This window comes from Flavobacterium akiainvivens (assembly GCF_001278115.1).
Taxonomy (GTDB): Bacteria; Bacteroidota; Bacteroidia; order Flavobacteriales; family Flavobacteriaceae; genus Flavobacterium; species Flavobacterium akiainvivens.
On the sequence record NZ_LIYD01000005.1, the window covers coordinates 363,960 to 376,373 of the forward strand.

Annotated in this window: 14 protein-coding genes; 3 read left to right on the top strand and 11 right to left on the bottom strand. The window is 40.9% G+C overall.

Annotation, left to right across the window (positions count from 1 at the left end; translation table 11 throughout):
• Positions 1-123 precede the first annotated feature (123 nt).
• Positions 124-1,251, top strand: coding sequence for a hypothetical protein (locus tag AM279_RS01530; protein WP_054405913.1), 1,128 nt, complete (start codon positions 124-126; stop codon positions 1,249-1,251).
• On the opposite strand, the gene AM279_RS01535 is transcribed toward AM279_RS01530, so the two are convergent.
• The 3 genes from AM279_RS01535 to AM279_RS01545 form a co-directional block, all read right to left on the bottom strand.
• Positions 1,239-1,931, bottom strand: a complete 693-nt coding sequence (locus AM279_RS01535) for an SIR2 family NAD-dependent protein deacylase (protein WP_054405914.1) — start codon at positions 1,929-1,931, stop codon at positions 1,239-1,241. The two genes, AM279_RS01530 and AM279_RS01535, sit on opposite strands and share 13 nt — an antisense overlap.
• A gap of 100 nt (positions 1,932-2,031) precedes the next feature.
• A complete protein-coding gene (locus AM279_RS01540) occupies positions 2,032-2,820 on the bottom strand; it encodes an anti-sigma factor (protein ID WP_054405915.1) in 789 nt (262 codons plus the stop codon).
• On the bottom strand, positions 2,821-3,351 hold the full coding sequence (locus tag AM279_RS01545) for an RNA polymerase sigma factor (RefSeq protein ID WP_054405916.1): 531 nt from the start codon (positions 3,349-3,351) through the stop codon (positions 2,821-2,823).
• A 57-nt stretch (positions 3,352-3,408) separates the two neighbouring features.
• On the opposite strand from AM279_RS01545, the gene AM279_RS01550 reads away from it, so the two are divergent.
• Positions 3,409-4,080, top strand: a complete 672-nt coding sequence (locus AM279_RS01550; RefSeq protein WP_054405917.1) for a TrmH family RNA methyltransferase — start codon at positions 3,409-3,411, stop codon at positions 4,078-4,080.
• Here AM279_RS01550 and AM279_RS01555 read toward each other — a convergent pair.
• The 6 genes from AM279_RS01555 to AM279_RS01580 form a co-directional block, all read right to left on the bottom strand.
• Positions 4,077-4,943: a carboxypeptidase-like regulatory domain-containing protein gene (locus AM279_RS01555; protein ID WP_143090349.1), complete on the bottom strand. Its 867-nt coding sequence runs from the start codon at positions 4,941-4,943 to the stop codon at positions 4,077-4,079. The two genes, AM279_RS01550 and AM279_RS01555, sit on opposite strands and share 4 nt — an antisense overlap.
• 18 nt (positions 4,944-4,961) lie before the next feature.
• A complete protein-coding gene (locus tag AM279_RS01560; protein WP_054405918.1) occupies positions 4,962-6,767 on the bottom strand; it encodes a DEAD/DEAH box helicase in 1,806 nt (601 codons plus the stop codon).
• Positions 6,768-6,866: 99 nt separating this feature from the next.
• Positions 6,867-7,439, bottom strand: a complete 573-nt coding sequence (locus AM279_RS01565; protein WP_054405919.1) for a non-canonical purine NTP diphosphatase — start codon at positions 7,437-7,439, stop codon at positions 6,867-6,869.
• Positions 7,440-7,451: 12 nt separating this feature from the next.
• Positions 7,452-7,958 carry a DUF4870 domain-containing protein gene (locus tag AM279_RS01570; protein ID WP_054405920.1) on the bottom strand — a complete coding sequence of 169 codons (507 nt, stop codon included), beginning with the start codon at positions 7,956-7,958 and terminating at the stop codon, positions 7,452-7,454.
• A complete protein-coding gene (locus tag AM279_RS21040; RefSeq protein WP_074961487.1) occupies positions 7,955-8,368 on the bottom strand; it encodes a DUF2752 domain-containing protein in 414 nt (137 codons plus the stop codon). Before AM279_RS21040 ends, AM279_RS01570 begins: the two co-directional genes overlap by 4 nt.
• Positions 8,369-8,374: 6 nt before the next feature.
• Entirely contained in the window at positions 8,375-8,710 is a 336-nt protein-coding gene (locus AM279_RS01580; RefSeq protein ID WP_054405922.1) for a TM2 domain-containing protein, read from the bottom strand.
• Between the two features lie 227 nt (positions 8,711-8,937).
• On the opposite strand from AM279_RS01580, the gene AM279_RS01585 reads away from it, so the two are divergent.
• The gene (locus AM279_RS01585; protein WP_054405923.1) at positions 8,938-10,203 is read left to right on the top strand and encodes an aminotransferase class I/II-fold pyridoxal phosphate-dependent enzyme; all 1,266 of its coding nucleotides are present in this window, start codon (positions 8,938-8,940) and stop codon (positions 10,201-10,203) included.
• Positions 10,204-10,251: 48 nt separating this feature from the next.
• Here the strand turns inward: AM279_RS01585 and AM279_RS01590 are convergent, their stop codons facing one another.
• Entirely contained in the window at positions 10,252-11,370 is a 1,119-nt protein-coding gene (locus AM279_RS01590) for a hypothetical protein (RefSeq protein ID WP_054405924.1), read from the bottom strand.
• A 3-nt stretch (positions 11,371-11,373) separates the two neighbouring features.
• Entirely contained in the window at positions 11,374-12,369 is a 996-nt protein-coding gene (locus tag AM279_RS01595) for a transporter (protein ID WP_054405925.1), read from the bottom strand.
• Between the last annotated feature and the right edge of the window lie 45 nt (positions 12,370-12,414).

A 12,414-nucleotide genomic window follows, 5' to 3' on the forward strand; every position in this document is an offset into this window, starting at 1 on the left:
AATTCTCCAGATTTTCATAAGTTGAGGATTAGTTATCATTATAACCTGTATACACGATAAAAATTGTTGTATAATGGTATTTGATTTACAAAATAATTACATTGCGGCAATCAATCAAACAAAATGTACAAATACCTTTTATTATTCGCCTTTGTTTCAGTAAACGCCCAAATTAAACCAGATATTTCTGCCCGTGTAGACACTACTGATGTAAACGTTAATAAAGTGTACCACCTTTATAGTGATTATATTAGCTCAAGGCCGGATAGTGTTTATGCTAATCCGTACTGGAACGAAACTGAATTGAAGCGTTTTACAGATAATGGTTTCCAGCCTGATATGGGAGTGATTATGGGCACTTTTAACTTTGAAGAAAACAGCCTGTACTATTTTAAACCTAAAATACTGCAGATAGATAAGGTAGAAGAGGGGCGCTACCAGATTAAAACCATCTTTATGAACGACAGTATTGACAAAGATTATGCTTTTTATAATCCTATGGCTATTCACCGGTTATATGCGGTAGAAGGCATTAATGGTGCTTATAAGCTTGAAAATACTATGAGTTATGATACCCGTAACTGGAAAGTGTATCACTACAAGTTTATAAAATATGTGGTGCACCCTGATTGTGTTTTTAATAAAAAGAAAGCCAAGAAAGCGCTTGCTTTTTGCGAGAATACCATAAAACAGTTTAAAATTGAGGTATCCGGGCCTATTACGTATTATATAACGCCAAATTCTGATGCGCTGGGAAGGTTGTTTAATTATGATTACTGGCTTTCTTACGGAACAGGGCGTGCTTTAAAAAAGTTCATGGAACTTTATACGGCTTTTGGTAATGAGGATTATGACCATGAGTTTGTACACCTTTTATTTCCTGATGGCAAAAGGCCTTTTATAATTAACGAAGGTATTGCCACATGGCTGGGAGGGCCGGGTTATGATGAAACGTTTGAGGAGGCTCTTTTGAAATTTTCCGGAGATATAAAAAGTAATGCCGCCCTGACTGTAATGGATATTTTAGAAAATCGTTACAGGAATCAATATGACAATTCGCCATTGTATGTAACCGGTGCCGTTATTTGTAAGTTGGCATATGAAAAATATGGGCTGGATGGGCTTAATAAAGTATTGAATTGTGGCGAAACCATAACCGACCTGCAAAATGTTTTGGCTGGTTTATACGGTACGTCTTATGAAAATATAGACCGGATTGTAATGGATTATATACGTAATTATAAGCCCTGATTCAGCCTTTGTCTCACAACTTCTATACCCTCACTTGCTTTCATTGCCAAAACTTCAAGTTCATTACGAAGGTTGGGGATGCTTACCGGCTTGGGGTCAACATAAAATATTTTAGCAGATGGCTTAGCAAAATCCATAAGCCCCGCAGCAGGATATACCTGTAATGATGTGCCTATTACCACTACATAATCAGCCTGCTCTACAATACCAACTGCCTCTTCAATGGCAGGTACGGCCTCGCCAAACCATACTATATGCGGACGTAGTTGCTTGCCGGTTGTGGGGTGCAGCTGGCCTAAAGAAATGTCCTCTTTCCAGTCTATGACTGAATCATATTGTACCGTACAGCGTGCTTTTAGCAGTTCGCCATGCAGGTGTAGTACGTGGGTGCTGCCGGCACGTTCGTGCAGGTCGTCTACGTTTTGGGTAATGATGGTTACCTCAAAGTCTTTTTCAAGCTCGGCTGCTATTATGTGGGCTTTATTAGGTAGTACCTCAAACAACTGGCGGCGGCGCTTGTTGTAAAAATCCAGTACCAGAGCCGGGTTTGCCCTAAAACCTTCGGGAGAGGCTACCTCCATTACATCATGACCTTCCCATAGCCCGCCCGCATCGCGAAAAGTACTCACACCGCTTTCGGCGCTAATGCCTGCGCCCGATAGTATTACCAGTTTCTTCATAACCAAATATACCAAATAAAATTTGCCACGAATTACACTAATTCAACGAATTTTAGTTCGTGAAAATTAGTGTAATTCGTGGCAAAATAATTTTAATGCTTTATATCTGTCCTAAAGTATACAGCTGGTCAAGCGTAGGTGATTTGCTACCGCCCGCAGGCTCAAGTGTTATACCAAAGCCCTGAACGCCGTCAAAGTTATCTACTTTAAACACGCCGCTTGTGTTGCCTGCATCGCTCAATACGCCAATACTGTTTGGTGTAAGTGGGTTAAACTGAAGCGCCCACATCTGGTACACCTTACCTTCAGGTGCTTTTGGCAGCCCGCTTATATCTACATATACCTCTTTTTTACCGGTATTCATATACACGGTTGCATAGGCCTGGGGTGCGACTTCCTGACCGGCAAGCGGAACCACTTTGTTGCCCTTATCGCGTAATACATTAAGTGCCGTTGCGTTTTGGTTGTTGGTTTTTTCAAGGTTGGCCAGCAATTCCTGGAAACGGGTACTTTGCACGCTAACCTTGTTAAGTTCTTCGTTTGCTTGGTTGTATTTATAGTACTGTATGCCCATGCCAAACATAAGCAGTACAGCCGCTGCCCAGCCAATATATGGCGCTATGCCACGCTTAGGCTCTAACTGCACTACCTCACGCTCACTGTATTTTTCTATAAGCTTCTGCCTGATTTTTTCATAATTAGCAGATGACAGGTGTGGTGATACTACATAAGAAAGGTTTATTACAGCCTTTTCTATAGATAGTATCTCACTTTGTACACTTTCGTGTTCATCGGCCATTTTTTTAACCTCAAGGTTTTCGGTTTCGCTTAAAAGGCCAAACACATAAAGCTCGAGTATGCCTGATTGTATATATTCCTGGGTTTCCATTTATACCTGTAAATAAGTCCTGAGTTCATTCATGCAATTCCTGTTCTGCGTCTTTACGGTACCCAGCGGTATTTCAAGCTCTTCGCTTGCTTCCTGCTGTGTGTAGCCCTTAAAAAAGAGCAGGTCTATAAGGCGGATGCATTTAGGCTTTAGCTTGTTTATAAAGTCGCGTATGCCTATTGCATCTATCTTGTTTACCACACTTGTATTGTGGTCAAGAATATGTACGAAATTATCAGAAGAGAGGTTTTTAGAGCTGTTTTTGTGGCCCTTAGAACGCAGCTTATCTATAGCGGCGTTGCGCGAAATATTAAGTATCCAGGTAAAAAATCGGCCTTTACTTTCATTATAGCTGTCTATGCCTTTCCATATTTTTACAAAAACTTCCTGTAGTACATCTTCGCTTTCTTCCTTGTCTTTTAGGATATTGAAGATAATACCATACAGGTTTTTAGAATACATATCATACAATGTGGTAAATGCTTTGCCGTCTTTTTTATAAATTTGCTCCAGTAGTTGTTCCTGTGTCATTAGTCGGTTTTTGGTTACAACTAATGTACACAATTTATTTAAGACTACAATTTATAAATGAAAGATATCCAACTTACCCGTTACCTTAATTACCTTGAAAACTTTATAACCGAAAACCGCCGCGATACTTTTTTGCGCATATTGGCGCAGCGCAGCAGGCATTTTACAGTAGCTATACAGGATATTTTTCAGTTGCATAATACCAGCGCCGTATTGCGTACCTGCGAGGTTTTTGGTGTCCAGGAATTAAATGTAATAGAGGAGAAGATGGGCAAAACCATAGATAAGGAAATTGCCCTTGGTGCCCAAAAGTGGGTAGATGTTAATCGGTTTGCTTCTACAGCCCGGTGTATATCTGACTTGAAACAGCAAGGATATCGCATTATTGCTACTACACCTCATGAAGACTCATGCTACCTTGATGATTTTGATGTAACAACACCTTTTGCTTTATTTTTTGGGACGGAAATTGACGGCCTGACTGATGAAGTACTTAAAAATGCCGATGGTTTTTTAAAAATACCAATGTTGGGTTTTACCGAAAGCCTTAATATATCTTCTTCGGCAGCAATAATTATTCAGCATTTGAGCGGTAAAATTAGAAAGGCAGAAGATATCAATTGGCAACTTACAGAGCAGCAGGTGCTTGAAAAGCGCATTGACTGGGCCGAGAAATCTATTAAGGATATCGACTTTGTAAAAAGCAGGTATATTCCTGAAGAAGCTTAGTTAGAAGCTGAAGAACGGTTTACAGCCTTATATTCTTCATAGCAACCACTCACGGCATCCATAATCTGGAGGTCGTTAGCAGTATTAATAAATTCTTCCGAATAGTTACAGCGCTCAAGTATGTCGGTAATTTCCTGTTTGCTAACGCCAAGCAGGGCAGAAAGCGTTTCGCGGTCAAATTTTGAGGCAAGCGCATTGCGCACGGCATCATCCTTTTTCATTTCGCGTAGTCTGCGCATTTCATTACCTTTTTTACCAAAAGTATTATGTAAAAGGTCAGCCGGGTTAAATACAGAACTCAATACACGGTTTACCGATGCGGCTGCACCTCCGGCACTTTCATAACCAATACCTAATGATGATATATTGTAACGGAAAGCAGGTGGCTGTACCGGTGCCAGCTTGGCATCTACCTGAAGGTAGCCTGTAAGGTTGTAAGAGTTAATAACCACTTCTTCAAGTGTGTAAGCCTTTTCGGTAAGGGTAATTTTTACAGGGGCTGAGTTCTTAACCCAGTCATTAGTAACACGCACTTTTACAGATGTATAGCCAATAAATGAAATATGTATAGTATCATTAACAGCAGCTTCAAGAGTAAAATTACCTTTGGTATCGGTAAGGGTGCCTTTTACTTTGTTGATGTTTATGATATTAGCGCCTGATATAGGCAATAATGTATTGTCTGAAATTATGGTACCCGAAACCTCGGCAGGCTGTGCCTGTGCCGTAGTTGTGGGTTGAGTGGTTTGTGCTTCGCTTAAAAAAGGAAGCAATAAAAATAAAATAACTACAAAATACCTCATTGGCTTGTTATGTATAGTAAAGGTAATAAACAAACGCGATATTTTGTAGTTATTATGCATAGTTGTTAAAATATTTTTTTAGCCCCTTCTTGGCTTCCTGTCGCGAGGTGCAGAATCGCTACGGCGTGGCGGACGGCCAGAACCCGAACCCGAACCACCTTCTCTTCTTCCACCACCTTTAAAGCCTTCTCCACGGCGCTCGCCCCTTGGCCCACCAAAGTTTCCTCCGCCACCACGGTTGTTGTGGTCGCGTCGGCGGTCGTTACGGCCACCATCGTTTTTAGAAACCTCTACATTTAGGCGACGGCCTTCAAGGTGCATGCTGTTTAGGGTATTCATTACCATATCAGCGTGCTCAGCATCGGTATTAAAGAAAGAGAAACCTTCTTTTACGTCAACTTTAAAGATATCGTCACGGCCAAGCCCAAGTGTATCACGAAGGAAATCTTTAAGGCTCATCCAGTCAAAATCATCGCGTGAGCCTATGTTTATAAAGTACCTTACGGCGCCATCTCCTCCACCGCTAAAGCTTTCCCTGCGGGTATCAGCTGTGCCTGCTTTTTGGGTAGAAAGGTCTTTGTTTTTCTTGTAGTAGTTAAGGAAACGGTTAAACTCTACCGATACCATTTTCTTGATAAGCTCTTCTTTGCTAAGGTCTTTCATAACCTCATAAATTGCAGGAAGGTAAGAGTCTATTTCGTGGTCAACTTCTACATCATGTATTTTGTTTGCAAGGTGCAGTAGCTGTATCTCGCAAATTTCTATACCAGACGGAATAGTTTTTTCCTCAAATTTTTGTTTGATGGTCTTTTCTATAGCGTGTATTTTCCTGATATCGCTTTTTGCAACAATAACAATAGAGGTGCCCAGTTTACCGGCACGGCCTGTACGGCCACTACGGTGGTTGTAGGTTTCTATATCATCAGGTAGCTGGTAGTTTATAACGTGCGTTACGTTGTCTACGTCTATACCACGTGCAGCCACATCGGTAGCCACAAGCATTTGTATTTGCCTGCCACGGAATGATTTCATTACACCATCGCGTTGTGCCTGGCTAAGGTCGCCATGCAGGGCGGCAGCATTGTATCCGTCTTCAATAAGTTTTTCGGCTACAGCTTGTGTGTCGCGTTTTGTGCGGCAAAATACAACCGAGAAAATATCAGGGTTAGCATCTGCAAGGCGTTTAAGGGCTTCATAACGGTCGCGGCCTGCCACCACATAAAATTCGTGGGAAACAGTGCTTGAGCCAGAGTTTTTGTGGCCTACTGTAATTTCAAGCGGCTTGCGCATAAACTCGCGTGCTATGCGTGCCACTTCCTGCGGCATTGTAGCGCTGAAAAGCCAGGTGCTTTTTTCATCTGGGGTTGTAGACAGTATCGAAACGATATCGTCATAAAAGCCCATGTTTAGCATTTCGTCTGCCTCATCAAGAACGCAGAAATCAATTTTAGAAATGTCTACAAGGCCACGGTTTATCATGTCTTGCATACGGCCCGGGGTGGCAACAATAATTTGTGCGCCACGTTTAATTTCGCGAGCCTGGTCGTTAATGCTTGCGCCACCATAAACAGCTACAGTGTGCAGGCCTTTAACGTATTTAGAATAAAGCTTAATTTCGTTTGTAATTTGCAGGCAAAGTTCCCGTGTGGGAGAGAGAATAAGCGCCTGAGTGTTCCTGCTCTCAGGGTCTAATTTTTGGATAAGCGGAAAACCGAATGCTGCGGTTTTACCTGTACCGGTTTGTGCAAGTGCAACCATGTCGGTATCCTTTTCCAATAATAGGGGAATCGCTTTCTCCTGGACTTCAGAGGGGTTCTCAAAGCCAAGATCGTTAACTGCCTTAACGAGCGCTTCATTTAACCCTAATTGTTCAAATTTGTTCATATATGCTTTTAAATAAGCCGCAAAGGTACATTTTCTTAATCATATTAACTAATGAGGGTTACAGAATTATTTTTAAGAAAACGTTTGATTTTCAAAGGTTTATTTTTTAAGGAAATCAAGCAGCTGTTTTACGGCGCGTCCGCGATGGCTAAGCAGTGCTTTTTCAGCTAAAGAAATCTGTGCAAAAGTAAGGCTAAATCCTACAGGGATAAACACCGGGTCATAGCCAAATCCCTCAGTTCCGGCTTTCTCGAGAGTTATGTTTCCGTTTACAATTCCTGTAAAAAGATGTTGCGTTCCGTTAAGGTTTAGGGCTATAACGGTTTTAAAACGGGCAGCGCGGTTCTTGTTACCTGCAAGCTCAGTTAGAAGCTTGTCCATATTGGCATTGGCGTCTTTTTCTTCGCCGGCATAGCGTGCACTGTAAACGCCGGGTGCACCGTTAAGGGCGTCTACTTCAAGGCCTGTATCATCGGCAAAGCAATCATAGCCATAGTGTTTGGTAACATAGTCGGCTTTTAAAATGGCATTACCCTCAATAGTATCGGCTGTTTCCGGGATATCTTCATGGCAGCCTATGTCTTCAAGGCTTAGTAATTCAATTTCGGGCGGCAGCTGATGCCTTATTTCCTGTAGTTTGTTTTTGTTGTTTGATGCGAAAACGAGTTTCATTTATATGAGTTTTTATATGGCGTATGGATCACGGTTTTCTTTGCTGCAAAGCCTGTCTGTAATATTTGCAATAATGGCCCAGCGCACATTTTTACCTTTGCGTACGGCTACTGCCGTAATCAGCACGCCTATAAATTCAAAAAGGTTTAGTGCAAGTACAAAGAATATGTAAATGAAGTACCATGCTGACGGAAAGTCAAAAAGGTTTTCATTAAAATGAGCTTCATAATGGTTATGCCTGGTTTCTGTCCATACTAAAGGCTCAAAAAAGATTCTTATGGTCCATGCCAGGGCTATACTGTTAAATGGCATAACCACAGCCTGGGCAATAAGTGCCTGTAGCGAATGCCAGCGCACATAATAGCTGGCTTTCCTGTTTGAGAGGTAAAATATAACCGATGCTATTACATTAATTATAGGTAGTGGAAGCCCTGCAATTACTGCTACAGTAGACATGAGATAGGCGTTGCCGGCCGGCTCATGTTCATAAGGCTGTACTATATATTCTTTGGTAGTCATAAACCTTTACAAATATTCCATATCCAGTTGCCAAGCATTAGGCTAACGGTTATGGGTATTATAATTTTTTTATTCTTGTTTATAAAGCGTTCTGCTATTGAGTAGTTGTTGTAGAATGTTTTTTCTCTTCTAAAAAAGTCATACAGCAGCCATGCGGGTAATGTAAGCATAATAATGGCTGCCAGTAAGCCTAACGGATTAGTTAAGGCTGCTTCTTGCAAATGCCCCTTTGTAATTAATAATACCGAGCGCGTGGTGCCACAGGAGGGACAGGCTATACCGGTTACATTTTTGAACAGGCACGGGGTAAAGTTGTGTTTAGGTTCCGGTTGCATTAAGCTCCATCCCAACCAAAAATATCCTACGGAAAGTAATAAAGATACAGAAAGGTATAGCCTGTTTCCTGACATATTTTGTTACAGGTACATTTGTAGTTTTTCCATGTTTTTCTGGCGTGTAGCATCCTGAATAAGGAACCAGTCTACTAATGCCCATATACCGCAGCCGCCACCGGTTAAAAGCTTGCCTATGCCAAGCCCTGTGTCGCCTATCATAAAGCGGTCTATGCCTAAATAGCCTACAAAAATAGATACTATTAAAACCGTTGTTGGGTCTTTAACATCTACACTGTTTATAAGCCCCCATTTAGAATCATCGGCAGCTAAAAGCCTTTCGCGGATAAAATTAATGTGGGCCGGGCTAAAAAATTTAGCATTGGTCATTAAATACATGTCTACTTTCTGAGAGTCCATAAAATTGATTTTGTTATTGGTTGTACAATTGTAAATCTATAAAAAAAACAGGAATACGTAACTATGTCTCAAAATTTAACAATAACAGAATATTGTTAGGATTAAAATAAGGCTTTGTTAAAAAAAAGTATTGACTATGCTATAGTGATTACTTAATTTATTATGATGTAACCAATTTAATAGTTACTTTTGGGCGGTAAAAAATCGGATATTAATTATTTGGATATATGATGAAAGATCTTTTCGAAAGGATTCAAAAAAATAAAGGGCCTCTTGGCAAATGGGCGTCTCAGGCTGAAGGTTATTATGTATTTCCTAAGCTGGAAGGGCCTCTTAGCAACCGCATGATGTTTCATGGTAAAGAGGTTATAAACTGGAGTATAAACGATTACCTTGGCCTTGCTAACCACCCGGAGGTGCGTAAGGTAGATGCTGAGGCTGCAGCTGAATATGGCAGTGCATACCCAATGGGTGCGCGTATGATGAGCGGCCATACAGACTGGCATGAAAAACTTGAGCAGGAACTTGCCAGCTTTGTAGGTAAGGAATCTGCTTACCTTTTAAACTTTGGCTATCAGGGTATGGTAAGTACCATTGATGCCCTTGTAAGCAAAAACGATGTTATTGTGTATGATGTAGATAGCCATGCCTGTATTATAGACGGTGTGCGCCTGCACATGGGTAAGCGTTTTACCTACAAGCACAACGATATAGAAAGTATTGAAAAAAACCTTGAGCGCGCCACTAATATGGCCGAAACTACCGGTGGTGGTATTTTACTTATTACCGAAGGTGTTTTTGGTATGCGTGGCCAGCAGGGCAAGCTTAAAGAAATAGTTGAACTTAAAAAGAAATATAACTTCCGTCTTCTTGTAGATGATGCACATGGTTTTGGTACTTTGGGTAAAACCGGTGCCGGAGCGGGTGAGGAGCAGGGCTGCCAGGACGGTATAGATGTGTACTTTAGTACGTTTGCAAAATCTATGGCCAGTATTGGTGCTTTTATTGCTGCTGATAAAGATGTTATAGATTTCCTTAAATATAACCTTCGCAGCCAGATGTTTGCCAAGGCGCTGCCAATGGTATTGGTTAAAGGTGCCCTTAAGCGCCTTGAAATGCTGCGCACTATGCCAGAGCTTAAAGACAAGCTTTGGGAAAACGTAAACTACCTGCAAAACGGCCTTAAATCTAAAGGGTTTAATATTGGCGATACCAATACCTGTGTTACACCGGTATACCTTGAAGGAAGTATTCCTGAAGCTATGATGCTGGTAAACGACCTGCGTGAAAACTATAGTATTTTCCTTAGTATAGTGGTATATCCGGTTATACCTAAAGGTATAATCCTGTTAAGGATGATACCTACAGCTACGCATACTAAGCAGGATATAGATGAGACGCTTTCTGCTTATGAAGCTATCCGTGAGAAACTTGAAAACGGTACTTATAAAAAGATTGCTGAGCAAAATACGGTAGATGTATCTGCTCAATAATCCGGTAAAATGATATAAAAAACTCCGCTTAAAGCGGAGTTTTTTGTTTTATAAGTCTTTACGGTAGGTTCTTCTGCGTTTGTGTATCCTGGGGTTAAAATTCTTCCACAGGTTGTGTATGGCGTGGTTATCTTCCAGTTCTGGCGTGCGGATGCAGTTGCGTACACCGTTTTTACTGAAAACTTTGAAATATTCTTCAAACATTACGGCGGTAACACCTTTGTTCTGGTATTCTTCTTCAACACCAATCAGGTAAAAAACAACATCTTTACTGTGTTTTTTTGCTTTAAGAAGGTGGTACCAGCCAAATGGGAGCAGGCTGCCGTTTGCTTTTTTAAGCGCCTCTGCAAACGATGGCATTACAATACCGAATGATATAATGTTATCGTCTTTATCTTTAACGAAAACAATATATTCGGGGTTTATAAGGCCTATATATTTTTTCTTGAAATACTCTTTTTGCACATCGCTTACCGCTACAAACGATGTAAGGCGCGCGTAAGTAGCATTAAACAAGTCAAACATCTGGTCTACATAAGGCATAACCTCATCTGTGGATTTAAAGGTCATGGCTTTAAATCCATAGCGCCTTTTAACCATATCGCTGGCTTTCATAAACAAGGCAGAGTCTACATTGGCAAAAGAAAAGATACTTTCTATATACTCTTTTTCTTTTACAAAGCCCAGTTGTTCAAAATGGTCTTTGTAATAAGGTGGGTTGTACCAGGTTATGGCGGTACCTATTTCATCAAACCCTTCGGTAAGTACCCCTACCTTATCAAGGTTGCTAAAACCCATAGGGCCTTCTACATATTCCAGCCCTTGCTCAGTACCATATTTATATACTTTTTCAAGTAATGCCTTTGTAACTTCAATGTCGTCTATAACATCAAACCAGCCGAAGCGTACTTTTTTCTTGCCCTGGTCATTTATTTCCTGCCAGTTAACAATTGCAGCAACCTTTCCGGCTGCTTTACCATCTTTGTAAGCTATATAAAATTTAGCTTCGGCATGTTCAAAAGCAGGGTTGTTTTTTTTGTCAAACCCCTGTAACTCATCGTTTATAAGGGGCGGAATCCAATAGGGGTTGTCTTTGTATAATGAGAAGGAAAATTTAATAAATTCCTTCATCTCAGCAGTAGTCTTAGCTTCTTTTATGGTTATCATATTTTATTCTCCCGAAGGCTCTACAGGTGTTTCTTCAAGGGCTTTCCTTCTTTCTTCGCGTTCCTGTTTGCGCTTGTCGCGTTCTTCTTTTTGTTTGGCTTTATCTTTGTTGAATTCGTCTTCACGGTCGCCTTTACCTGGCAATAGTACCTCCTTGTAGTTAAGGTCAAAACGCCATGAAAAGCCTATGCCACCATAAGCTACATAGGGTGTGTCTTTAAAGTTAGTGCTTATTGATGCATCTATTTGCATGGTTTCATTAAGAAGGTGGGCAGCACCCAACCTTACAACACCATCAGCATAATAGTCGCTTACATATTGCTGGTATTCTAAAAAACCAGACCATTTTTCACTAAATCCTCGTGTTATGGTGGTTATCCAGCCCAGGCTAAGATAGTCTGTTGTAAGTTTATCGCCTATAATATTGTTAACCCAAACCCATTTGCCAAAGTGGTTGTGTAGTATACCTACTATTTTTGGACTTATTCCATCTGAAGGAAAAGTATAGGGATTGTTCTTGCCAATAAGGTTAAAACCTGCGTATACTGCTACTGCCGGAATCAATGAACGCCACCTGAATTTGTGGTTTTCTTTCCAGCTGTATAGGTTTACTTCCGGAGTATAATATTTATCTGGGTCATACAACAGGTATTTTGCGCCAAATGTAAGCTGCCTGAAATCATTACGGTTATAGGTTTCAAGTGAGTTTGTGTAGCGGTCAAATTCATACTGCATGTTTAGCATAAACTCAAACTCTTCTGCAAAAACACCATATCTCAGGGCTATTTCGGCATTGGCACCATAGTATTCATATCTTGATATTTCGTGTTTTTCATATATGCCGTTAATACCGCTTTCTATTTGAAATACTGTTTGCCCCACAGCAAAAGCTGATTGAGACTGTCCCGGGCGGTTAGTATTAATCTGGTCAGTATACTGAGCCTGGGCCACTGCTGCGGTAAACAGGGCGGGTATAAGTAATTTTGTCAGTCGCGTCATTTTGGCTCGCTTGTTGTTGTGGGTTACTTAGGTTATCCAAAAATA